At 58.6% G+C, this 22144-nt stretch carries 33 protein-coding genes; 15 read left to right on the top strand and 18 right to left on the bottom strand.

The genetic code is table 11. The features are described from left to right. Positions 1 to 45: 45 nt before the first annotated feature. Both P3S72_RS06940 and P3S72_RS06935 read right to left on the bottom strand, forming a co-directional pair. On the bottom strand, positions 46 to 363 hold the full coding sequence (locus P3S72_RS06940) for an HNH endonuclease (RefSeq protein WP_276196745.1): 318 nt from the start codon (positions 361 to 363) through the stop codon (positions 46 to 48). Further along, positions 363 to 722: a hypothetical protein gene (locus tag P3S72_RS06935; protein ID WP_276198020.1), complete on the bottom strand. Its 360-nt coding sequence runs from the start codon at positions 720 to 722 to the stop codon at positions 363 to 365. Before P3S72_RS06935 ends, P3S72_RS06940 begins: the two co-directional genes overlap by 1 nt. Before the next feature lie 108 nt (positions 723 to 830). On the opposite strand from P3S72_RS06935, the gene P3S72_RS06930 reads away from it, so the two are divergent. After that, a complete protein-coding gene (locus tag P3S72_RS06930) occupies positions 831 to 1259 on the top strand; it encodes a hypothetical protein (protein ID WP_276196744.1) in 429 nt (142 codons plus the stop codon). Between the two features lie 63 nt (positions 1260 to 1322). On the opposite strand, the gene P3S72_RS06925 is transcribed toward P3S72_RS06930, so the two are convergent. From P3S72_RS06925 to P3S72_RS06855, 15 genes are all read right to left on the bottom strand, one after another. Beyond that, the gene (locus P3S72_RS06925; RefSeq protein ID WP_276196743.1) at positions 1323 to 1649 is read right to left on the bottom strand and encodes a phage holin, lambda family; all 327 of its coding nucleotides are present in this window, start codon (positions 1647 to 1649) and stop codon (positions 1323 to 1325) included. A gap of 82 nt (positions 1650 to 1731) precedes the next feature. Next, positions 1732 to 1908, bottom strand: coding sequence for a hypothetical protein (locus P3S72_RS06920; RefSeq protein WP_276196742.1), 177 nt, complete (start codon positions 1906 to 1908; stop codon positions 1732 to 1734). Positions 1909 to 2567: 659 nt separating this feature from the next. After that, positions 2568 to 3131 (bottom strand): YfbU family protein, encoded by a 564-nt coding sequence (locus P3S72_RS06915; RefSeq protein WP_276196741.1) that lies wholly within the window; start codon positions 3129 to 3131, stop codon positions 2568 to 2570. 165 nt (positions 3132 to 3296) lie between these two features. Further along, positions 3297 to 3686 (bottom strand): antiterminator Q family protein, encoded by a 390-nt coding sequence (locus P3S72_RS06910; RefSeq protein ID WP_276196740.1) that lies wholly within the window; start codon positions 3684 to 3686, stop codon positions 3297 to 3299. Continuing rightward, positions 3683 to 3970 (bottom strand): hypothetical protein, encoded by a 288-nt coding sequence (locus P3S72_RS06905; protein ID WP_276196739.1) that lies wholly within the window; start codon positions 3968 to 3970, stop codon positions 3683 to 3685. Before P3S72_RS06905 ends, P3S72_RS06910 begins: the two co-directional genes overlap by 4 nt. A 168-nt stretch (positions 3971 to 4138) precedes the next feature. Next, the gene (locus P3S72_RS06900) at positions 4139 to 4729 is read right to left on the bottom strand and encodes a hypothetical protein (protein WP_276196738.1); all 591 of its coding nucleotides are present in this window, start codon (positions 4727 to 4729) and stop codon (positions 4139 to 4141) included. After that, positions 4716 to 6098: a replicative DNA helicase gene (locus P3S72_RS06895; RefSeq protein ID WP_276196737.1), complete on the bottom strand. Its 1383-nt coding sequence runs from the start codon at positions 6096 to 6098 to the stop codon at positions 4716 to 4718. The genes P3S72_RS06900 and P3S72_RS06895 overlap by 14 nt, the downstream gene beginning before the upstream one ends. After that, positions 6095 to 6892: an ATP-binding protein gene (locus P3S72_RS06890; protein WP_276196736.1), complete on the bottom strand. Its 798-nt coding sequence runs from the start codon at positions 6890 to 6892 to the stop codon at positions 6095 to 6097. The genes P3S72_RS06895 and P3S72_RS06890 overlap by 4 nt, the downstream gene beginning before the upstream one ends. After that, entirely contained in the window at positions 6876 to 7679 is an 804-nt protein-coding gene (locus tag P3S72_RS06885) for a helix-turn-helix domain-containing protein (protein ID WP_276196735.1), read from the bottom strand. The genes P3S72_RS06890 and P3S72_RS06885 overlap by 17 nt, the downstream gene beginning before the upstream one ends. Beyond that, positions 7676 to 7903, bottom strand: a complete 228-nt coding sequence (locus tag P3S72_RS06880; RefSeq protein ID WP_276196734.1) for a hypothetical protein — start codon at positions 7901 to 7903, stop codon at positions 7676 to 7678. Before P3S72_RS06880 ends, P3S72_RS06885 begins: the two co-directional genes overlap by 4 nt. After that, positions 7900 to 8490 carry a hypothetical protein gene (locus P3S72_RS06875; protein WP_276196733.1) on the bottom strand — a complete coding sequence of 197 codons (591 nt, stop codon included), beginning with the start codon at positions 8488 to 8490 and terminating at the stop codon, positions 7900 to 7902. Before P3S72_RS06875 ends, P3S72_RS06880 begins: the two co-directional genes overlap by 4 nt. Next, positions 8487 to 9221 (bottom strand): Rha family transcriptional regulator, encoded by a 735-nt coding sequence (locus P3S72_RS06870; protein ID WP_276196732.1) that lies wholly within the window; start codon positions 9219 to 9221, stop codon positions 8487 to 8489. The genes P3S72_RS06875 and P3S72_RS06870 overlap by 4 nt, the downstream gene beginning before the upstream one ends. Next, complete coding sequence (locus P3S72_RS06865; RefSeq protein ID WP_276196731.1) at positions 9218 to 9523, bottom strand: hypothetical protein; 306 nt, start codon at positions 9521 to 9523, stop codon at positions 9218 to 9220. The genes P3S72_RS06870 and P3S72_RS06865 overlap by 4 nt, the downstream gene beginning before the upstream one ends. Further along, positions 9520 to 9789 (bottom strand): hypothetical protein, encoded by a 270-nt coding sequence (locus P3S72_RS06860; protein WP_276196730.1) that lies wholly within the window; start codon positions 9787 to 9789, stop codon positions 9520 to 9522. The genes P3S72_RS06865 and P3S72_RS06860 overlap by 4 nt, the downstream gene beginning before the upstream one ends. Beyond that, a complete protein-coding gene (locus tag P3S72_RS06855; protein ID WP_276196729.1) occupies positions 9786 to 10118 on the bottom strand; it encodes a hypothetical protein in 333 nt (110 codons plus the stop codon). The genes P3S72_RS06860 and P3S72_RS06855 overlap by 4 nt, the downstream gene beginning before the upstream one ends. A 607-nt stretch (positions 10119 to 10725) precedes the next feature. Between P3S72_RS06855 and P3S72_RS06845 the strand changes: the two genes are divergently transcribed. The 14 genes from P3S72_RS06845 (at position 10726) to P3S72_RS06780 (ending at position 20335) form a co-directional block, all read left to right on the top strand. After that, positions 10726 to 11415: a helix-turn-helix transcriptional regulator gene (locus tag P3S72_RS06845; RefSeq protein ID WP_276197904.1), complete on the top strand. Its 690-nt coding sequence runs from the start codon at positions 10726 to 10728 to the stop codon at positions 11413 to 11415. A gap of 168 nt (positions 11416 to 11583) precedes the next feature. Then, positions 11584 to 11829, top strand: coding sequence for a LuxR C-terminal-related transcriptional regulator (locus tag P3S72_RS06840; protein ID WP_276196727.1), 246 nt, complete (start codon positions 11584 to 11586; stop codon positions 11827 to 11829). A 100-nt stretch (positions 11830 to 11929) separates the two neighbouring features. Next, positions 11930 to 12178, top strand: coding sequence for a hypothetical protein (locus tag P3S72_RS06835; RefSeq protein WP_276196726.1), 249 nt, complete (start codon positions 11930 to 11932; stop codon positions 12176 to 12178). After that, a complete protein-coding gene (locus tag P3S72_RS06830; protein WP_276196725.1) occupies positions 12175 to 13002 on the top strand; it encodes an SPFH domain-containing protein in 828 nt (275 codons plus the stop codon). The genes P3S72_RS06835 and P3S72_RS06830 overlap by 4 nt, the downstream gene beginning before the upstream one ends. 53 nt (positions 13003 to 13055) lie before the next feature. Continuing rightward, positions 13056 to 13481 (top strand): Arc family DNA-binding protein, encoded by a 426-nt coding sequence (locus tag P3S72_RS06825; protein WP_276196724.1) that lies wholly within the window; start codon positions 13056 to 13058, stop codon positions 13479 to 13481. Next, positions 13469 to 13753, top strand: coding sequence for a hypothetical protein (locus P3S72_RS06820; protein WP_276196723.1), 285 nt, complete (start codon positions 13469 to 13471; stop codon positions 13751 to 13753). The genes P3S72_RS06825 and P3S72_RS06820 overlap by 13 nt, the downstream gene beginning before the upstream one ends. Then, complete coding sequence (locus P3S72_RS06815; RefSeq protein ID WP_169850678.1) at positions 13750 to 13917, top strand: hypothetical protein; 168 nt, start codon at positions 13750 to 13752, stop codon at positions 13915 to 13917. Before P3S72_RS06820 ends, P3S72_RS06815 begins: the two co-directional genes overlap by 4 nt. Further along, entirely contained in the window at positions 13904 to 14419 is a 516-nt protein-coding gene (locus tag P3S72_RS06810; RefSeq protein WP_276196722.1) for an HNH endonuclease signature motif containing protein, read from the top strand. Before P3S72_RS06815 ends, P3S72_RS06810 begins: the two co-directional genes overlap by 14 nt. Further along, positions 14416 to 14664, top strand: a complete 249-nt coding sequence (locus P3S72_RS06805) for a hypothetical protein (RefSeq protein ID WP_057712001.1) — start codon at positions 14416 to 14418, stop codon at positions 14662 to 14664. The genes P3S72_RS06810 and P3S72_RS06805 overlap by 4 nt, the downstream gene beginning before the upstream one ends. Positions 14665 to 14731: 67 nt before the next feature. Further along, the gene (locus tag P3S72_RS06800; protein WP_010564156.1) at positions 14732 to 14926 is read left to right on the top strand and encodes a DUF4224 domain-containing protein; all 195 of its coding nucleotides are present in this window, start codon (positions 14732 to 14734) and stop codon (positions 14924 to 14926) included. A gap of 11 nt (positions 14927 to 14937) precedes the next feature. Beyond that, positions 14938 to 15927 carry a tyrosine-type recombinase/integrase gene (locus P3S72_RS06795; RefSeq protein WP_276196721.1) on the top strand — a complete coding sequence of 330 codons (990 nt, stop codon included), beginning with the start codon at positions 14938 to 14940 and terminating at the stop codon, positions 15925 to 15927. Between the two features lie 51 nt (positions 15928 to 15978). Beyond that, on the top strand, positions 15979 to 18558 hold the full coding sequence (gene mutS / locus P3S72_RS06790; RefSeq protein WP_276196720.1) for a DNA mismatch repair protein MutS: 2580 nt from the start codon (positions 15979 to 15981) through the stop codon (positions 18556 to 18558). Positions 18559 to 18701: 143 nt separating this feature from the next. Continuing rightward, positions 18702 to 19025, top strand: a complete 324-nt coding sequence (fdxA, locus tag P3S72_RS06785) for a ferredoxin FdxA (protein WP_003222178.1) — start codon at positions 18702 to 18704, stop codon at positions 19023 to 19025. 563 nt (positions 19026 to 19588) lie between these two features. Beyond that, entirely contained in the window at positions 19589 to 20335 is a 747-nt protein-coding gene (locus P3S72_RS06780; protein ID WP_276196719.1) for a sulfite exporter TauE/SafE family protein, read from the top strand. 695 nt (positions 20336 to 21030) lie between these two features. On the opposite strand, the gene apbC is transcribed toward P3S72_RS06780, so the two are convergent. Next, positions 21031 to 22125 (bottom strand): iron-sulfur cluster carrier protein ApbC, encoded by a 1095-nt coding sequence (gene apbC / locus P3S72_RS06775; RefSeq protein ID WP_276196718.1) that lies wholly within the window; start codon positions 22123 to 22125, stop codon positions 21031 to 21033. Between the last annotated feature and the right edge of the window lie 19 nt (positions 22126 to 22144).

Raw genomic sequence — 22144 nt, 5'->3', positions numbered from 1 at the left:
GTGTAGCACGTCACAGGCCCATTTGCCGCACGCCAATTACGTGCATCAATATCGATGCGCAGTCGACTCTCGGGCCGTCTTGGCCTTGTGGCATGGGATGCAGACCGCCTGGAGGTTGCTGTCGTCATCAGTACCGCCTTGGGCGACGTTGATGATGTGGTCGACCTCAAGGTCTTTGGTGGTCAGTCCACACACACGGCAGGTGTAGTTGTCGCGGATCAGGATCGACTCACGCTTTCGGCGCCAGGGGCGACCGCCACGGCCTGAGCCCCACGAATCGCCACCATTTGCATCGGAGAGCGATGAAACCTTGCGGCTGTCCACGGGTGTGAGCCTGGACTTGAGGCTGGGTATCTTGGCCATCAGGTCACCTTGCTCCCATCGATGTACGTCATCGGCATGGCGTCGGGGTCTTGATCACCCTGCTCATCGGCCAGCACTTCGATCATCAGGATCTGCTGCTTGGCTATTTGCTCGAGCAGCGCGGTCTGCTTCTTCTGCTCATCCAGCAAGCATTGAATACCTGGTTGCAACTGAGCTGTGGCGCCGCCATCAAGTGCCAGCACCTGAACACCCAGTCGATCAGCGAAGGGCGCCAAGCTCTCTGTCATCCGTTTCCGCTGCTCCAACGTCAGGTGATGCGGGCTCGTCACCACCAGCAGGTCGCCCTTCTTTGGGCTCAGCTTCTGGATCTGGTCTGAATAGTCGTTCTGCTCGCTCATATGCCAGCCTCTTCATCTTGTTGATCCATTCGCGTCGGGTGGCGCAACCTGAACAACTCGTCATTTTTGGATACACTCCGCGCACTATTCATTTCACCAGGACGTTTTATGAGTGACGGAACACCTCCCAATAGCACTAGACCCAGCTGGCTTACCGTGGGCTTGATTTCTGCTATCTGCGCCGCGCTCAGCTCCGTGGCGACCGTTGGGGTGAAGTATGGGCAGCAGGAAACGGCACTAACCTCTCTGACCGAGAGAAACCAGGAATACCGAGAAGCGAATAAAGAGTTGCTGCAGAACCTCAAGGAATGGCGACAAGCCTACGAGAGCCAACAAACGCAGCTTCAATCTACTCGGACAAGCCTGCAACGACTGCAAAATGATCGATGCAACCCAATCAGAGACAAAGTTGACGACCTCAAGATTTCCGTAGCGGTTGCTACAAGTTACCCGCCCTCATCTAACGCCGGAGCCCTTCAAAAAATGATGGAGGATTATCAGGCAACTCTCCGCGCCTGCTACAACTCTCCGCTCTGAGAAAGAATGCGGAGTAGTGTTTTATCGCGCCACGATTTAGCGCATTTGAAAACGTGGCGCGGATTACAGCGAGTCAACCTTGCGACCAATAAACCTGTCTGAGTAGTCACGCAGCTTCTCAACACCTACGAACCCAACCGCACCACCGGCGAAGGTAGCCATGCCCTGAGGCAGCCCCATCCACTCCAGTAGCGGCACCAGAGCCAGGGTAATCAGCCCGCACAGGGCACCCTCAAGGATCATCTGGCGACGAGTGCCGCCGCCATACACAACCCGCAGGATGGCAATGAGCACCGATAAGCCAGAGGCATAGAGTTGCGGCTGGTGCGCTGCAAGCCAGGCAAATGCAGCGGCCCACAAGTTAGGGTCTTTTTCGGGCATGGGAGCCATCTCAGTTCCTCCCCTTCAGGGAGTTAGGGGGTTGATTAGCGTGAACGGTGAAGCAGGCCGCCCGGCATGAGCTCCTTGCGGATCACAGCCTTGACCTGGTCAGCGAGACTCGAGCCGTGACGGCGATCAACTGAGGATCGCTTGGCAGGGTGCCGACTTGGATCTGGGCGCTGTTGATTTCGAAGTCGCCGCTGACGTGGTCGAGCTTCCAGCCGGAAACGCCCGGCACGTAGTTGCTGGATTGGATAGAGCCGGACATTTGCTGTGCCTCATAACGAGAAAAGGCCCGCCGTGATGGCGAGCCTTGAAATAGGTGCGATGTCTTTCCATCAGTCCGCCTGGGCCAGCCCCTGAAGCACAGGTGTGGACTGCTCATGCTGCCGGTGTTCTTTCGTAACGCGTGACTACCGGCGATACCGCGTCCAGGCCCACCCGAAGGCCCACCCTGGCAGTGGTCTACCCACAACAAAACGAAGGCATAAAAAAACCCCGCACTAGGCAGGGTCGGGCGTATCAATAGATACAAAGGGAAATCTGTGGATCCTTATGATTGAGAAAGCCGCCACGAATACAGGGACTCAGGTCAATCGGATCAAAAAGGCCCAACGCGTGGTCGGGCCGTCTGCCAACCCCGAAACAGCTCCCAAGCGAGAGGGAATGGAGAGCTGACCAGAGAAAGCAGTCTCAATAATGCCTAAGTGCCACTACACAAGCAAGAGGCGACGGCATTGAGCCGGCCTATACACCTAGAAGGATTACCCAGCCCAGAGCAATGGGTGTGGTGGAGCCGAAAACGAAAAAGCCCCGGCAAATGCCGAGGCTCGTAGTGGGTGCAAATAGCCGGTGTTGATATCCGGTTTTTGGTCCTAGCGATCTAGGTCGGTGGCGGCCCCACCACCGCCGGAGCAATCTACCGTGTTAAACGTTCGAGGGGTGGCGACGCCCATTTAAAACTTGGGCGAGCTGTTCAACATTGAGCAGGCCAAAATCATGGCACTGATACTTGCTGTCGCGAATCCCGTCGAACACTTCAAACATTCGCTGGTAGCCGTCCTTAACCCGCATATGAGAGTTGTTGATTCGGCCGGTAAACTCCGACCAACGTTCCAGATCGTTTACGAAGATTCGGGCGATGGCCAGTAGCTCATATTCGTTATTTCCGTCAAAACCGGGGAATTGCACATCTTTCCCGAATGGATCAGAGACAACTGCAAGTTCGGCGCGCTGTTCAGCATTAAGCGCCTTGAACGAGTCCTCTAGCATCGACCACATTTCCAGAACGTTAGCGACAAATTTTACGTTTTCCGGGTCTTCCGCAGGATCCTCAAACATTCCGGGATACTTCCAATTTAAGGCCCATCCCTGGCCCTCACATACTGCTCGGCGAACAAAGTCCGGATCGAGACTGTCGGCGATTTGAAGCTCTGCGTGAATATCGCTGAGCATGGTGATGATCAATTTTTGCTGATTCGTAAATTCCATTTCCGGCTCTCATGATTGACGGCATAGAGCCATCATCATGTCATCAACTCTTTGCGCACACAAAAAAAGCCCGACACAATGGCCGGGCTTTCGATGTGGTGTCGCGCTTGAAAAGCTGAACACGGTGTCATAAAAACAGGTGTTTATCCGCGTGGAAAGAAATTTCTACGCAGCCTCGCGAAACACCTCGATAGCACAGTCAACCCAAGCCACGCCGGCCTTGATCAGCTCGCGAGCCTTGGCCTCGCCCATATCGTTTTCCCGTGCAATTCGCAGGGCTGGCCACTTCGCACCGAAGTACAGCCAGATGAAGTTTCCCATCTGCGCGTCCCGCATAGCGAGCTTGGCTACCGCCCGATCAACCACCAGGGCCACGTCATCCGTGACGCAGTAATTCTTGATCCCTCCCTCGGTGACGTTGTTGTCGCGGATCAGCGCATAGAGCGGTGACACGTACCGAGGCACGCCCATCCCATCCATCCGCCACCAGCCCCATTGCTCCAGCAGGTATTCCGTATCGCCCAGTGGCTTATTGGTGTACGTGCGCTTCTTCATGCGGCTTTCCTCGGATCTGGATCACTCAGGCCAAACAGGTCACGCAGTAACCGGTCGGCGGGTTTATTCTTCGCGTTGCCATCGACCAGCCAGCGCTGTCCGAAGTCGTGGAATCCGATCTGAGCCCGGCTGCCATGCCAGCTCGCAACCATATCCAGCAGATAGGCCAGTGCCCGCGGTCCGCCGACATTCACCTTGGCCAACTCCTCGCCGGCGATTTTCAGGAATCGACGCTCCAAGTCGCTCATGCTTTTGCGCGGCAATGCCGCCGTGACGTTACTCATTTTCGGCACTCCCGAGGCTTTTACAAACCTCCACAATCACAATTTGTGGATGCAGGGTGCAGGCCCCGCAATCCGTGGTCTGTAGCGAAAATCGTGAATATTGGAATCTAACGCCTGTCTGCTCTGCATCCGGGCCTTGGGCGATTCTGTTTAACGATTTTCCGCCGCTCATAGCGTTGCACCCCGCACTTGCAGGTATTCGTTTGGCTTCATGTCATTGCGGGCCTGGGCGGAGATAGAGTGACGCCAGGCTCGATACGCCTCCTCCGGCGAATCGCCAACACCCGCCCACGGATGCTCCTTGGCAAAACACCAGAAGGTGCCGCTGCGCCCGGTTATCCTTGCTTTCGGTAGTCGACCGGTGAACCCGACCTTGTGCCGCGCCAGCCAGCCCTCGACCGCCGGCCAGATGATGGCCTGCTCGGGCTTGGAGAAGTCGCCTTTCCCGCCGTTGCTGTAGACCTCAGCCAGGCCGTAGTCCTGATTTGCCACCCACAGGACAAAGCCGCTTGGCGTGTGGATCATCTTGTAGCCCTTCATCGTCCAACCCCAGTCTTCGGGAAAATCCCGGATTGAGGCGGCGATACGCTCTGCTTCGGGATGCTTGGGCGCCGGAACGAACACGGCCCCCTTCGGAAGGATGCAAGACTTGCCCGCCTCCATGGCGGACCGCAGGGCGCCCAATGCTTCACCGGCAACGAAAGGTGCGGGAGCGGCGCTACGCCCCAGCAGGCGATCAAACAGCTTAAAACTTCTCATTGTTCTTCCTTCCTTTGTACTGATCGGCGAAGGGGCGGTTGATCTCCACCTCTTCCTGGGTGGGCTCGCGACCCGCAAAGTTGACGAATCGGGCAAACTTGCCCTGCTGCTGCACAACGCATGAACCGACCGGCGCGTGCCTGCACTTAGGCATGAGCAGCTCAGTCGCCCCGTTCTGCCCCTCCTCGCTGTCCATGTCGCGGTGGACCAGGATGATGCAGTGGGCGTCGGCCTCGATCTGGCCGGAATCGCGCAGGTCAGAGGCGATAGGCTTCTTGCCTGGCCGCTTCGTCGAGTCGCGGTTGAGCTGGGCCAGCAGGATTACCGGGACCTCAAGTTCCTTGGCGATGTTGACGATTCCGGTCGAGATCTTGCCCAGCTCGGCGGTGCGGTTGAACGCTTTGCCGTCGGAGCCAATCAGGCCGATGTAGTCGATCACCACCACGTCGAGGCCGTGTTTGCGCTTGACCTGACGGCAGATGCTGCGGATTCGCGCGACGGTTAGGCCGGACTTGTCGCTGACGTAGAGCGGCTTGTCCATGATCTTGCTGACCGCAGAGGTCAGTCGCGGCCAGTCCTCATCCAGCAACTTCCCATTGTCCAGAACCTGCAGGTCGACGCTGCCGAGGGACGCCAATGCACGGTTGCCCAGCTCCTCCTCGGGCATCTCCAAAGAGAACACCATGCCAACGCCGAGCCCGGTACAGGCAATGTGCTGGGCGATTTGCAGGCCCAGCGTGGTCTTGCCGCTACCTGGCAGGCCGGCGACGATGGTTACCGTCTTTTTGCGCAGCCCACGGATCAGCTTGTCCAGGTCTGCCAGGCCGGTAGAGAGCCCGGACTGAACGGCGCCGTTGAACTTGGCGTCGATGATATCGATGTTCCGAGTCACCACTTCGTCCATGCGCTTGTAATCGGGTTCACCGGTGTCCAAGTCGCGCAGGTCAGCCATGGCCTGTTGAGCGCTGGCAATGATCTCGGCAACCGGCCGGTTCTCGTTGGCCGAATCACGCACGGCGTCAGCGGCATCAACCAGCCGACGGAGCACCGCTCGCTCGCTCACGGTCCTGGCGTAAGCCCGCCAGTTGGCAGTGCTGGGCGTGTTCTTCGCCAACTCACCCGCGTAGGCAATGGTCGGTCTGCTGCTGGGTAGATACGGCTTGAAATCGTGAAGCGTGACCGGGTCAACCGGCGCGCCAGTTGCGTGCAGATCAAGCATCACCTGGAACAGTGCTGCGTTTTCAGGATCATGGAAGTCGGCAGTTTTGACACTGGCAGTGATCGAGTCGAACAGATCGCCGTCCAACATCAAGGCGCCGAGTAGGGCGTGTTCCGCCTCATCGCTGTACAGCTCGCGATAGTCGTTCATGCGCGCCCCCGTGCCGAATCCCAGGTGAAGCCGACCAGCAGCGCCTTGTTCTCGCGCAGGCGGTCAAGAGCGCGCTCACCGATGTACTGGCCCAATCCCTTGGCGTTGAGGTTGGACGCCACCACCGTTGGCCGGATCAGATTGTAACGGCGGTCCAGTACTTCATGCAGAACCGACAGCTCGTAGTGAGTGCCCGCCTGGGCGCCAATCTCATCGATCACCAACAGGTCGAAACTCGCCAGCTCGTTGATCACGTCGCCCTCGGCGTACCCGGCATTGCGATCCATCGAGCGCTTGAACACGCGGATGATCTCGGCAGCGGTGGTGATCACTGCCACGGCCCGGTGCTGGCGAATTACGGCCTGGACGATGCCGCTGGCCAGGTGTGTTTTGCCGTTCCCGACGTTGCCGCACAGCAGCAGGTTGCGGCCGGCCTGGAAATGCTCGCCGAAGTTGTCGGCATAGCCCTGGCAAGTTTCCAGCGCCAGCGTCATAGCCGGCGTGGTGGCTCGGTAGGTCGCAAAGGTGCTCCCCGCAAACCGAGGCGTGATGCCAGAGCCTACAAGCGCGCTGTTGACGCTTTCGGCTTGCAGGTTGGCCAGCGCCTGCGAATGCTCTTCGCTCCCCTGTGGCGATACACGCAGGCCGTGGAACTGGCACTGCTTGCATGGGCGGACAGACATAGAACCATCGAACTGCTCAACCTCGGAGCGATCAATTGAGCCGTGGACCGGACACTCGCCGGCGAACGTGCGCTGCTCAGGCTGGCGGCGGAAATTAGAACGCTGGGCCATCTTCGCCTCCTTGGTACATATCCGGGGTGTGGTTGGGCAGGTTGTTGAAGGCCGATGGCTTACCGTTCTTGGCGCCAGCACCAGCCAGCACTGATTCTGGGTAGATGTCCGACCAGCTGCTGGTGGTGGACTTATCCAGTACGGCGTCAGGTTCCGGGTGGTTGGCCAGCTTCTTGGCGATCAGCTCGCACGCTCGCAAGGTCAGCGGCGCGCGCTTGGCCTTCCGCATTTCGCAGAAGTCAGCCCAGGCCTGTTCCGATGCGTTCGATGGTCGAGCAGTCAGAGGATCAAACTTTTTGTTCTTTGCCTTCCCACCCTTCTGTTGCGCCTCGGCGCCTTCTTTCTGGTTAAGGATGGTTAATGGATGGTTAATGGGTGGATTGGGTGCACCCGGTGCACCCCGTTCGGTCGTGGCGTGCACCCCGTTCTGTTCTGGCTTGCACCCCGTTGCGTCGTCAGGTGCACCCCGTTCGGAGCGGGGTGCATCCGGTGCACCCCGTGAAAGGTCGAGGTCGTAGCAGACCGGAACACGATCGCGCTGGGAGATATACGCGGCGGCAACGGCCTGGTTTCCACGCTTGATCAAGCCAATCGACTCCAACTCACGAAGCCTGTATTGAACGGTGCGCGGCGCCAGACCAGTATCAAGCGCAAGACTCGAAACGGCAGGGAATGCAGCGCGCCCGGACTGATCGGCGTAGTTGGCCAGGCACAGCAGCACATGACGCGTATGCGAATCGGTGACAACCTGCTGGGTGAGTGCCCAGGACATGGCTTGAACACTCATATGTCCAGCTCCCGCGTTACCCGGGCGATGAAAGCGTCATAACTCTCGGTCATGACCACGCCGCGATCCTCCAGGGCGCCGCGTGAGGCCTTCGCCATGGCGTAGACCTCCCAGCGGTCGCGCTCAGGTAGGTGGCGGCAGTTGGAATAATTCGGCCAGGGGCCGGCGACCACTTCAGCAGTGGCGCTGACATGCAGGGTGGTGCCGCTGGTGAGAATACTCATTGCAGCGTCTCCCCAGGCTTACGGCGCATACCGGCACCCATGGCTTCCACTGAGCCACCAGACAGACGTAACACCAGCAGGCGGAGTGCGGTGGTGGAATCAATGGAGAAAGTGCGTGCCTCGTCCAACGCCAAAGCGTGCGGCGTGTGATCCATGATCAGGATGCGAACGCGATCGCTGTAGTTGAACGCTGCGCAAGCCAACTGCTGGTCGGTCAGGCCGTCGAACGCTTCGTCCGGCAGGCACTCGGCCGGGTACACGACGACGGGGATTTTGTTTTCAGGGCGCGGCTCGCCCCCCAGCAAGTGGCGACTCATTGCGTCAAAATGGTCTTTGGCAACCTGATCTGCATCGTGGCCAGTCCTGCGCCGGAACAGCACCTTCAACGCATAGAACGCACGGATCAGATCAATGTGCGTGTCATCCTCGCGCTCAATGGTGTACTCGGGCTCGCTAATGACCTCAAGCGTGTCCTTGACGACCTCGAAGCATTTCAACAGCAGGGCGGCATCGTTGTTCTTTTCGAAGTGGGCCTCGTTGATAACCTCCACGGTCGGAGGCTTCGGAAAGTCGATTACTTTGCTCATGCTTGTTCTCCGTCGGCGCCAAACAGGTCAGCCAGGTCAATTTGGTAAGCGTCCATCCATGCGCCCGCGGGCCAGCAGCGGACAAAGCCGAAAGTGGGATGGAATACCTTGGGGGCAGTGATGCCTCGGGCCTTGCACCAGCGGCGTAGGGGGGCATACCCGGACACGCCGAACTTGCGGCCGACAGCCTTTTCTACGGCGAGTACTGCCGCCTGCCGGGTACCGAGGCCCAGGTCATCCTTGAGTTTTTGCACTTGCCGAACAGCCGCCGAAGCGGTGGCCATGGCCGTGGCTTCGCGACGCGAACCGATCTCGGCCTTGGTTTCGATGGCCTTGTCGCGCTCATCGATCGCCAACTGCTCTGCACGTTTCGAGGCCAGCAGGTGCTCCAGGGCGCCGATGTAGTCATCGGGCAATGCCGGGGCACGCTGGTTGCGCTGCTGGACCATCTCCCAAAACTCGCGCACCAACTTCTTCTTGAACGCCCGGACGATTTCCGTGTTGCGCATGTAGGTCAGTAACAGGGTTGACTGGGGCTCGTTGAGGAAGGCGTACTCAGTTGGGCGCCCTCCCGTACTTTCGGATTTGAAATCCAGAAGTCCGAACTCCTCCAGATCAGCCTGATAGGTGCGAACGAGCTTGATGACGCTTGCGTGATCGCTGAGCGTTCCCTCGGCAATCGCCAAGGTGGTCGTGACGGCATCGCCGTCATTGATGATGACGATGGTCATCGAACACCCCCGCTTTCCCGCGCCACGTTTTCAGATTGCGCAGAACGTGGCGCCGGGTTCTTCTCACCAACCTCCTTGAAGTGATCAATCGCTGACTCAATGGAAGAGACGCCAGAGTCATCGAGATACTTGGCCAGGCCGGCGAGCACCTGAACATCCCGGCCTTTTCCGTGCTCAACGTTCATCGCGATGGCACGGGCAATCGCTCCGAGCCATTCGAGTTGTTCCTTGGCGCAGATGAGCTGAAACTCTGCCTCCGAAGCAACCACATGGATTTCTGGTGCTTTAAAGGAGGCATTCATGCAATACCTCCGGACGCCGGGTCGACGGCGGCATGTGAGGCGTAAACGAGTGCGAGAGCGTTCTCGGCGGCGTAATACGCCAGAGTCGCCTGGTTGGATACGGCCGGAACGCACATCAATTCGCGCAGGCCAGCGGATACCGCCTCTAGCAAACTGGTCGCCGCATCAAGCGACTCATGGACGGGCACACCACCGGCCGCAGAGAGGACGGCGTGGCCGCCGCTGACCATGAACTCATGCTCAAGTGTGAGGGTTTGGGTTTTCATGCCTGCTCCCTCTCCGCGATTTCCGAGGGAAGGCCCTTCTGGACAGACCAGAGCAGCGCGCTGACGCTATCGGCCACAAACTGCAAGGTGGCCATTCCGTCGCAATACACCATCTCGCCGTAGTTCAGGCTGTCGTGCATGTGCTGGCAGATCTGGCCCAGGCCAGAGGCAAGGGTGCGAGCCTGCTGAATGGCGTCACGGGAACCAATACCGGGAACGACCTGGAGCATGTACTCCCCTTTGTTATCGATAGGGGTTTCGCAAAAGCCTTGCTCAGTAGTAAGCGAGTCTTGCGCTACGGGATGTTTGTTGCTATTTTCCGCTTGCATTGATTCGTCCTCCACAGACGAAGAAGTACCAAAGCCACCAGCTCCACACTGGTAGCGAACAAGAACCCGCCTCCACAGCGGGTTTTTTATTGCCTAAAAATCATGTTCTAGCCGCTCAAAACGGGCGCACCTCTGTCTATGACTGTACGTATTAACAGGTACTTTAAGCGCTGAACCTTAAGTTCCGGCTGCCGTAGAATCAACGCCATCGGGTGCAACTTGGTTCCGGTTTACGATCTCGAGTAACCACGCAGACGTGAACCTACCTCCCGATGCCTCGGCAAGTTTTTTGGCGTAGCTGGTTTCGCCGGTGTACTCGGTTCGTGGCAAGCGTTCAGCGGCGATCCACTTGTTAACGGATCGCGTGGAAACCCCGCAGGTTTTTGCAGCCGTAGGCGTACCGCCGACATCCCCCACGGCCTTTTTGACTCTGTTCATGCGGCACCTCTGCCATTTCAAGAAGGTACTTTGGGTACATTCTGCGCAGGAACTGAAAGTTCCGTCAAGAGAGAAGAGAATAGAACTTATGGTACTTAACGATTCACGCGATGCTTTCGCGCAGCGACTCAAACAATCGGCTCTCGACGCGGGTTACCCGGCTTATGGAATGGCGGCTGATCTGGCCAGGCACGTTGGGGTTACAGCTAAGGCGGCAGGAAAATGGCTGAACGCCGAAAACCTTCCTGGCGCCCCCAAAATGGCGAAGCTTGCCCAATTGCTTGGCGTGCGCGTTGAGTGGCTCGCCTGGGGCGCCGGTGAATCTCCCCAAATTGAGCGGCCGGCGCCCGCCAAGCCGAACCAGAGAGAGCACCCGGAACTCTTGTCGCTTTCGGTTTGGGATGAGTCGACCCCATTAGATGACGACGAGGTAGCGGTTCCGTTTTTGCGCGAAGTAGAATTGGCGGCCGGCTCGGGGCGCTTTTCCATAGAGGAAACTCAGGACTCAAGCTTACGATTCGGCAAACGGAGCCTCCGCCAAAACGGAGTTCAGTTCGATAAAGCCAGGTGCGTCACCGTGCGCGGCAACAGCATGATGCCAGTATTGAGAGATGGCGCCGTCGTTGGCGTGAACACCGGAAAGTCATCTTTTTCAGATGTAGTCGATGGCGATCTGTACGCGATCAGCCACAACGGCCTATTGCGCGTTAAGCAGGTGTACCGCCTTCCGATGGGCATACGGCTGCGCAGCTTCAACCGCGACGAACACCCAGACGAGGACTATTCGTTCAAGGACATCCAGGACCAGCAGATCTCGATTCTTGGGCACGTTTTCTGGTGGGCGATGTTCGCCAAATAGTTCGGACGGCGCCTTCTCTGCGCCGCCGCCCCTTTCTCATTTGACTCCCGCCTACCCTCCGCAATCTTCCACAAACACAGACGCACGCCCCAAGAAAGAACTTTTGGTTCTTGACATGCGCTTGCGCATAGCTCAATCTTTTTCAAAAGGAACTAACGGTACCCAAAAATGGACGGCGAAATAGTGATGTCTGGATGGATTGGACACAGAGACAAGGGCCTGGCTGATCGTGAGCTTGTCTGCCTGCTCAGTGTTGCCTCTGGAATGACAGATAAAGAAATCGCGCAACGGGATGATCTGTCGCCACGATCTGTTAAGGGCCGCATAGAAAGCGTCATGCACAAGCTATCCGTTTACAAGCGCCCGGCAATGGTCGCGGAGGCCATGCGAAAAGGAATCATCACCCCGAAGTGAGTAGCGAAGTGGCTCCGCGTCGGACCCAGGTCAGTACCCATCAAGGATTTTTGCGAAAGCCAACAACGCGGCCGGGAATCGTTCGGCCAGGAGAAAGTGAATGTCTCGTAAACCGATGACCCCGTTCCAATTGTTCAAGGTGCTGATGTCGATCCTGATCTATATCAGCGCCTCCGCCGGCTGGCTGCTATTCGCTGCCCGCGACCTGATCAGCAGCAGCTCCGACCTCGATGTCGTCGGTGGCTTCTTCGGCACCGCCGTTTGGCTGATCGCCAGCGCCTGCTTGTACCTGCATATCACCACACCCAAACCTGGCCAATCGGCCAAAACCACGGAGAAAGACCAATGAAGCGGATTGCCGCCATTGCAATGCTGTGCCTGCTCGCCGTCACGGCGGGCTGCTCGAAGGTGCCTGCCGGCTACACCGGCGTGATAGTCAACCTGATGGGCAGCGACAAGGGCGTGGCGCCCACCGAGGCCACCGTCGGCTACAAGTGGCTGACACCGAACGAGGAGCTGTTCCTGTTCCCGACGTTCGCCCAGAACTTCAACCTGCAGCAGGTCAAGTTCCAGGATCGCGACGGGATGACGATCAGTGCGCCGATCGGCATCACGCTGCGCGCCAAGCCCGGGGCTGCTCCCCTGCTATTCCAGACCTACCGCAAGTCGATGGGCGAGATCATCCAGGTGAACGTGCCGCAGGTGGTGCGCAATGCCTTCAATAACGCCGGCTCGAAGGTCAAGGCATCCGAGGTGTACGGCCCGGGCAAAGAGGCATTCCTGAAGGCTATCGAAACCCAGGTCCAGCAGCACTTTGACAACAAGGGGATCGTGGTCGAGTCGCTCTACCTCAATGGCGAGATCGTGTTGCCGCCGCAGGTTGTCGAGGCTCTGAACAACAGCATCACCGCCACCCAAAAGGCCCAGCAGCGCGAGAACGAACTGCGCCAGACCGAAGCCGAGGCTGCCAAGGTGCGCGCCGCCGCCCAAGGCGACAAGGACGCCGCAATCCTCAAGGCCCAGGGCGAAGCTGAGTCGCTGAACATTCGCGGCGAGGCGCTGCGCAAGAACCCGGGCGTCGTCGAGCTGAACGCGATTGAGAAGTGGGACGGGAAACTGCCCGTGTACATGACCAGCGGCGCCGCCACCCCATTCATTGGCATCGGCAAGTAGACGACCACCAGCGGCCGATGGCTCAGATCTGAGCCATCGGCCAGGAGAATCCCATGAGCGCCACAGATTACGATTCACGCACCGCCGACAAGTTTGTGGTGCGCCTGCCCGACAAGCTGCGCGCCGAGATCGAAGCAGCAGCGAACACTGGCGACCGCAGCATGAACAGTGTTTTCGTCCAGGCCGTGCGCCAGTACCTGGATGGGCAGAACCGCCAGAAGATCCTGCTGGATGCGCTGGCCAACACCGTCACTACTCCCATGACTGCCGATTCGATGCACATCGATGATCGCGTGCGGATGGCGGCTAATGCCGGGCGCTATGAATGGCTGCGCGATCGCACCTGCGTTGAGGATGCCGACGACAACATCATGGTGGTGCGTGGTGACAAGTACTTCAATGGTGAAGAGCTGGATCGGGAGATTGATACAACCCGGCGCCTGGCCCGCCTGGAGGAGTTGCACACATGCGCCGACTGATCACCATAGCCCTGCTGCTGATCATCGGCCAGGCCGCCGCCGCCGGCGAGCAGGTCATCAGCGTGCAACACGACAGCGCGCGCGGCGTCACCTGCTGGATCTTGAACAACACCGGGATCAGTTGCTTGCCGGACAGTTCGCTCCTACAGACACCCGCCAGCACCACCACCGACGAAAGCCAGGCTGCACGGGCTTCTCTGGCAACTTCCATGTGCCAAAGCGAGCAACTGACCGCCGCCCCACCCCCACGGCAAAATGGGCTCCAGTTATGAGCCGCCGCAACGGTACAAAGGGCCAGCGCCTGATCGAGCTGTTCAACGCCCTGCAGCGCCGAGAAACCACGTTCGGCCAGATCTACGCGATGTCGGCATCGTGCGGCATCGATGCCCGCCGGGTGCTGGCTGACCATTTTCAGCGAGGTCATGGTCGTGCGTAAGGATGGGATCGGCCGTAGATGGACAGAGCAAGAAGTTGCCCTGTTAACCGAGCTCTATCCTCTGACGCCCATGCCTGAGATGGAAGCGAAGGTGGGCAAGACTGCCGGCCAGATCAAGAACAAGGCCACAAACCTCGGACTAAAGCGAGACCAATCGATCCTGGAGGCAACTCGCTTCAAGCCCGGCCAAGAATCCCATAACCGGATCGAGGTCGGTGAGCGCAGGGACGACGGACGAAACATAAGGATCAAGCTCCCGTGCGGGACATGGGTTCTTGAGCACCGCTGGGTTTGGGAGCAGGCCCACGGCCCGATTCCCGACAAGTGTGTTGTCGCTGCACGGGATGGAAACAGACGTAACACCGACTTGGCCAACCTGATGCTCGTGACGAAGGACAGGCATTGGAGGCGCAACCAAATACGCAAATACCCCGCTGAATTGCAGGACGTGATCCTGGCCCAGCAAGACCTCAAGAGAGCAATACGGGAGAAGAAATCATGAAGAACAAACTGAGCGACCTGCGGGACCACCTTTTTGCGCAGCTTGAGGCTGTGCGCGAAGCGTCCGATGAGGACTTGGCCAAGGAGGTATCGCGCGCGCAATCCGTATCCGACATCAGCCGCGTATTGATCGAAAGCGCCAAGGTTGAGATCGACTATTTCCGCCACATAGGCGGCGAGAACAGCGCAAGCAGTTTCATTGAGTCGAAGCCGGCGCTGCCTCCAGGAAAGGTTACGCGCCAATGATCACGAAGAAAGCCGCGACACCATCCGCCGATAACAGAAACGTGTCGCGACACGAGCGGAGGTAGGTATGTTTCTGACAGCAGAGGAAGTTGCCGACCTAACGGGCTATAAGAAGCCAGGAGCACAGATAAAGTGGCTGACCGCCGAACGCTACGGGTTCGCGGTAGGTGGTGATGGTCACCCGAAGGTGCTGCGCCAAGTTGTCATTGGGCGGCTGGGTGGTATTCAATCAAGGAAGGGGCCGGAGCTTCGGCTGGGTTGAGGTGAAGATCGATGCGTCCGCGCAAGAAGGACCGGCACCTGCCGGCGTGCATGTACCAAAAGCATGGCGCTTATTACCTGGTCCGCAAGGGCAAGTGGAAGCGCCTGGGCACCGACTTTCAGGCATCCCTGGCAGAGTACGCCAAGTTGCTGGACAAAGGCACCCAGGGCGGAATGCCCAAGCTGATCGACGATGCGCTCGAGCACATGCGCAAAAGGACCAAGCCACCCCTAAAGCCGAACACCCTCAAGCAGTATGAGGCGGCATGCGAGCGCCTGAAGGAAAACTTCGCTGACTTCGAGCCCCGCGAGGTACTTCAGCGTCACGTCGTCGCGCTAAAGCTGCACATGGCAGACACTCCGAATATGTCGAACCGGGTGATCTCAGTGCTGCGCGCTGTGTTCACTTACGCCCTGGAACAGCAGATCGTCGACTCAAATCCGTGCATCGGCGTCCGCCGGCACCTGGAGCACAAGCGCGACCGATACATCACCCACGGCGAGTTCCAGGCCGTCTGCGCCAACTCCAGCGCCAACATGCGGGTGATTTACGAGATGTGCTATCTGACCGGGCAGCGCATTGGTGACGTCCTGGCCATCCGCCTGGCGGACATCAGCGCCGAAGGGATCGCCTTCAAGCAGGAAAAAACCAATGCAAGGCTATTGGTACAGATGACGCCCGACCTCGAGGAGTTGATTGCCAGGGTAAAAGCATTGCCCAGGAAAATTCGCGGCCTAACCTTGTTCTGCTCCCCGCGCGGCGGAAAGCCGGTGCATTACAGCTCGGTCAAGGACGCCTTCGCCATCAGTTGCAGAAAGGCCGGGGTCGAGGACGCGAGCCTTCATGACCTGCGTGCCAAGTCGCTTTCCGATACCGACGATCAGGGCAACGATGCGCAAAAACTGGGTGGACACACCGACGCCAAGATGACGCAGCGTTATCTGCGCCTGCGCAAAATCAACGTCGGCCTCCCGCCGACAATGCCTAAAAAATCCCTGTAGTATTAGACAGATGTGAATCGTCAAATAGACAGGCAGAGCTGAACCCCACGTATGACCGACCTCTCCAGCCACACCCCAATGATGCAGCAGTACTGGCGCCTGAAAAACCAGCACCCTGATCAGTTGATGTTCTATCGCATGGGCGATTTCTACGAGATCTTCTATGAAGACGCGAAGAAGGCCGCCAAGTTGCTGGACATCACCCTGACCGCGCGTGGGCAGTCGGCGGGGCAGTCGATTCCGATGTGTGGGATTCCTTACCATTCGTTGGAAGGCTACCTCGTCAAGCTGGTGAAGCTGGGCGAGTCGGTGGTGATCTGCGAGCAGATCGGCGACCCGGCCACCAGCAAGGGGCCGGTGGAGCGTCAGGTGGTGCGCATTATTACGCCGGGGACGGTGAGTGATGAGGCGCTGCTGGATGAGCGGCGCGATAACCTGATCGCTGCGGTGCTCGGCGATGAGCGCTTGTTCGGCCTGGCGGTACTGGATATCACCAGCGGCAACTTCAGCGTGATGGAGACCAAAGGCTGGGAGAACCTGCTGGCGGAGCTGGAGCGTATCAATCCGGTGGAGCTGATGATCCCGGATGATTGGCCAAAGGACCTGCCGGCGGAACGTCGTCGTGGGACCAAGCGTCGCGCGCCGTGGGATTTCGAGCGTGATTCAGCGCTGAAAAGCCTCTGCCAACAGTTCTCCGTGCAGGACCTCAAGGGCTTCGGTTGCGAAACCCTGACCCTGGCCATCGGCGCCGCCGGTTGCCTGCTCAGCTATGCCAAGGAAACCCAGCGCACCGCCCTGCCGCACTTGCGCAGCCTGCGCCATGAGCGCCTGGACGACACCGTCGTGCTCGATGGCGCCAGCCGTCGTAACCTGGAACTGGACACCAACCTGGCCGGCGGCCGCGACAACACTCTGCAATCGGTGGTGGACCGTTGCCAGACCGCCATGGGCAGCCGCTTGCTGACCCGTTGGCTGAACCGCCCGCTGCGGGATTTAACGGTATTGCAAGCGCGGCAGACGTCGATTACCTGCCTGCTGGACGGCTATCGCTTCGAAAAGCTGCAGCCGCAGTTGAAAGAAATCGGCGATATCGAGCGTATCCTGGCGCGGATCGGCCTGCGCAACGCGCGGCCCCGTGACTTGGCGCGTCTGCGTGATGCCTTGAGCGCCCTGCCGCAACTGCAAGTGGCGATGGCCGAACTGGACACGCCACACCTGCAACAACTCGCAGTAACTGCTGGCACCTACCCGGACCTGGCGGCGCTGCTGGAAAAAGCCATCATCGACAACCCGCCGGCGATCATCCGTGACGGCGGCGTGCTCAAGACTGGCTACGACAGCGAACTGGATGAACTGCAGTCCCTGAGCGAGAACGCCGGGCAGTTCCTGATTGACCTGGAAGCCCGCGAAAAAGCGCGCACCGGCCTGGCCAACCTGAAGGTCGGTTACAACCGCGTGCATGGCTACTTCATCGAGTTGCCGAGCAAGCAGGCCGAGCAGGCGCCCATCGACTATCAACGTCGTCAAACCCTAAAAGGTGCCGAGCGCTTCATCACCCCGGAGCTGAAAGCGTTCGAAGATAAGGCACTGTCGGCCAAGAGCCGTGCCTTGGCGCGGGAAAAGATGCTGTATGAAGCGCTGCTCGAAGATTTGATCGGCCGCTTGGCGCCGTTGCAAGACACCGCCGCCGCACTGGCGGAACTGGATGTGCTGAGCAACCTGGCCGAACGTGCGCTGAACCTTGACTTGAACTGCCCGCGGTTTGTCAGCGAGCCGTGCATGCGCATCGTTCAGGGTCGCCACCCGGTGGTGGAGCAGGTATTGACCACGCCGTTCGTCGCCAACGACCTGTCGCTGGATGACGATACCCGCATGCTGGTGATCACCGGTCCGAATATGGGCGGTAAATCCACCTACATGCGCCAGACCGCACTTATCGTGTTGCTGGCGCATATCGGCAGCTTTGTACCGGCGGCCAGTTGCGAGCTGTCCCTGGTGGATCGCATCTTCACGCGGATTGGTTCCAGCGATGACCTCGCCGGTGGCCGGTCGACCTTTATGGTGGAAATGAGCGAAACCGCGAACATCCTGCACAACGCCACCGAGCGCAGCCTGGTGCTGATGGACGAAGTGGGCCGCGGCACCAGCACCTTCGACGGCCTGTCCCTGGCCTGGGCGGCGGCCGAGCGCCTGGCGCACCTGCGCGCCTATACGCTGTTCGCCACCCATTACTTCGAACTGACCGTGCTGCCGGAAAGCGAGCCGCTGGTGGCCAACGTGCATCTCAATGCCACCGAGCACAACGAGCGTATCGTGTTCCTGCACCATGTGTTGCCAGGGCCGGCCAGCCAGAGTTACGGCCTGGCCGTGGCGCAGTTGGCCGGTGTGCCGAACGACGTGATCACCCGCGCCCGCGAGCACCTCAGCCGCCTGGAGGCCACCGCCCTGCCCCACGAAACCGTGATCGCCAGCCCGAAGAAGGCCAGCAGCAAATCCAGCGCGCCACACCAGAGTGATATGTTCGCCAGCCTGCCCCATCCGGTGCTGGATGAGTTGGCAAAACTTGACCTGGACGACTTGACACCGCGAAAAGCGCTGGAAATGCTCTACACACTGAAGACACGGATCTAACGCAGACGCTTGCAAGCTGATATTATCTCGCGCGGTTTGGGATGCTGCGGGCTTTTTAGCCTGGTCCGCAGACTATCGCTCTCAAACCTCGCGGGCCCCACCATAAGGGGTTTCGCTGCCGCCGCCTGAGGAGAAAATTAGAAATGACCTTCGTCGTCACCGACAACTGCATCAAGTGCAAATACACCGACTGCGTAGAAGTCTGTCCGGTGGACTGCTTCTACGAAGGCCCGAATTTCCTGGTCATCCACCCGGACGAGTGCATTGACTGCGCCCTGTGTGAACCTGAATGCCCGGCCGTCGCTATTTTCTCCGAGGACGAGGTCCCGGAAGATATGCAGGAATTTATCCAGTTGAACGTCGAACTGGCGGAAATCTGGCCGAACATCACGGAGAAGAAAGAGTCGTTGCCGGATGCGGAAGAGTGGGACGGTGTGAAAGGCAAGATCAAAGATCTCGAGCGCTGACAGCGTCGCTGCCCAATAAAAAGGCCCGCTAAGGCGTTATATCCTGGCGTACATAATTCGTGCGTGAGCGACCATAACGCCTAATGGGCGCAGGCTTTTGAGTCTAAAAGCCTTGCGATATATAGACACATCGGATTGCATCGTAGCTTCTAAACGCCGGCGACGCGGGTGGCGCTTTTCTCATTATTCGATTCGTTCGTGGCATAAGCTCTAAGCTGCGCGGTAGCCCCCATTCATAGCACGGTCCTCATGCCCACTCCCTGGAGAGGATGTGAGATCAGCCTCCCGGCAACTTACGAATTGCACAGGCAAAGCCGACCTCGAACACTGCCCGACCACGCCCGTTGACGACTTGTCCGCGAACGGCAAACACGCCTTCCGAACGCCAAAATTATGCGTTCAGATCATTTACCGGACGCGCTAGCCCGTGGCGTGGTGGCCTTCGCCATTTAAGGCGATGAATGTGACCGCCAATTCCCGAAACAGAAATTGCTATCGCTGCGTAGACCCTGCTTACTTAAGCGAATAAACCGTGCACGTTAATCCTACGCGAGCATCTCAACATGATGGGGCATGAGTGGCTGACTGGCGCCGGCCTGGTTTTCCTCGGATTAATAACTGGATTCGTCGGGACCAACACCGGTGGGAGTGTGTTTTTAACCGTCCCGGTGATGATCTGGCTGGGAATTGCGCCTCAGTCGTCGATCGCCACCGCACGCCTGGCCTCGGTAGGCACCATGATTGCCGGACTGCGGCACTTCCATAATCAGGGAAAGGTCGATTATGCGCTTGCCGTGCCAGCTGCGGCACTGGGGCTCGCCGGGGCTTTGGGAGGAGCGAGCCTTCTTCTTCAAATAGATCCCGCGCTGTTGCATAAAATAATTGGCGGGCTGACATTGTTGCTGGTGGCACTCTCCCTTATAAAAAAACCTCGTAGCGGCGAAACACCGCCCTCTGCGATCAGGCGTCTGTTTGGCTATATCCTCTTCATCCCAGTAGGAATGATCGGCGGGTTATTCGGTGGACAAGCCAAACTCTCGACGTATTTATTCATTATCTTTTTCAGAAAGACCATCAGCGAATCGGTGGGTACCCGCAAAGTCGGCGGACTCGTCCTCTCCGTGGGCTCGCTAATAATTTTCGGCGTCAGCGGAATCATTAACTGGCAATACGGACTTTGCCTGGTTATTGGCACGCTATTGGGTGCAAATGCCGGCGCGAAGTTTGCGCTAAAGAAGGGTGACCAGTGGATGGAGTGCGTTTTTAATATCGTCGTGATCGCGCTGGCATTGAGGATGCTGTTCTGGTGAGCAGAAATCACGCAGCCCATCCACATCGGAAGGTGTGTTCCCGAAACGCTTACTGCCGCCGCACAAAGGGGGACTATTAAGTCGAAACGACTTGATTCAATCCAGACGGTGGCATAAATAAGCATGCACTTATAAGGTAACTCAATGGCCTTACGCCCGTGCAGAGTCAGATGGGCCCGAATCAAAAAAAGACACTACCTATGCATTTCCCATTCACGGAAATAACCTTGTGGGCCTTTTTTGTGTCTGGGGCAGGCGTTTTACTTTTCTGCAGGCAAAAAAAGGGGCGGTATGACCCGCCCACATTTTTTCCCTAGTCCCTGTATTCCTTTTTCATCATCCTGATGAATCGCATCCTGCGACGTTCCTTCAAACCATCGTTCCTTGATGGCTGTGTCAATCCGTGGACACAGGGCTGATAGTATCCAGTTCCCACGGAAGTACAACGCAACCCAAACCGCTGCCTGCAGAGCAATCGCGCTCGAAAGCCAATAAATAATTGTTATATTTCAATTGATTAGAAATATAGCCAGACAATTCGAGACGTCCGGCAACGCTAAAAAAACCAAACACTTACGTGAAAGTAAGCAAATGCTTACACGAGCAACGGTGTAAGAGCGCAGCAAGCAATGCCCGGCCGTTCTGCGGACAAGAAAAAGCCCCGACAAATTCGAGGCTTGTTTCCTACGACGGGCTCAGTCGTCGCTGACTGTAATTGTCGGCATGGCCGGAGCAGCCGCTTCCTGCAGCACAATCCGCGCGCCCACGTGACGCGCCAGCTCCTGATAAACCATGGCGATCTGGCCGTCGGGCTCGGCAGCCACTGTCGGTTTGCCGCCATCGGCCTGTTCACGAATCACCATTGCCAGCGGCAGCGAGGCGAGCAACTCGACACCATACTGGGTGGCCAGTTTCTCGCCGCCCCCCTCGCCGAACAGATGCTCGGCGTGGCCGCAGTTGGAGCAGATGTGTACCGCCATGTTTTCCACGACGCCCAGCACTGGAATGTTGACCTTGCGGAACATTTCCACGCCCTTCTTCGCGTCCAGCAACGCCAGGTCCTGGGGGGTGGTGACGATCACCGCCCCGGCCACCGGGACTTTTTGTGCCAGGGTCAGTTGGATATCACCAGTGCCTGGCGGCATGTCGATCACCAGGTAGTCCAAATCGCCCCAGGCGGTCTGGGTGACCAGTTGCAGCAAGGCGCCGGAGACCATCGGCCCACGCCATACCATCGGTGTGTTGTCGTCGGTCAGGAACGCCATCGACATCACTTCCACACCCAGCGACTCGATGGGCACGAACCACTTCTGGTCCTTGATTTTCGGGCGAGTGCCCTCGGCAATGCCGAACATCACGCCCTGGCTTGGGCCGTAGATATCCGCGTCGAGAATCCCCACGCGAGCGCCTTCGCGCGCCAGCGCCAGCGCCAAGTTAGCCGCCGTGGTGGATTTACCCACGCCACCCTTGCCGGAGGCCACGGCCACCACATTTTTCACGTTAGCCAGGCCGGGGATCTGCGCCTGGGCCTTGTGCGGGGCGATCACACATTGAATGTCGACCTTGGCCGAACGCACACCGTCCAGGCCTTCGATGGCCATTTGCAGCATCTGCGCCCAGCCGCTCTTGAACAGGCCAGCGGCGTAGCCCAGTTCCATCCGGACCGACACCTGGTCGCCCTGGACCTCGATGGCGCGTACACAGCCGGCGCTGACCGGGTCTTGGTTCAAATAGGGGTCGGTGTATTGGCGAAGAACGGCTTCCACCGCTGCGCGATTGACGGCGCTCATGGGCTACTCCCGAAAAAAG

The organism is Pseudomonas sp. D3 (genome assembly GCF_029320995.1).
Lineage (GTDB): Bacteria > Pseudomonadota > Gammaproteobacteria > Pseudomonadales > Pseudomonadaceae > Aquipseudomonas > Aquipseudomonas paraveronii.
The sequence above is the reverse complement of the archived record's forward strand: the minus strand, read 5'-3'. Positions and strand labels throughout refer to the sequence as shown.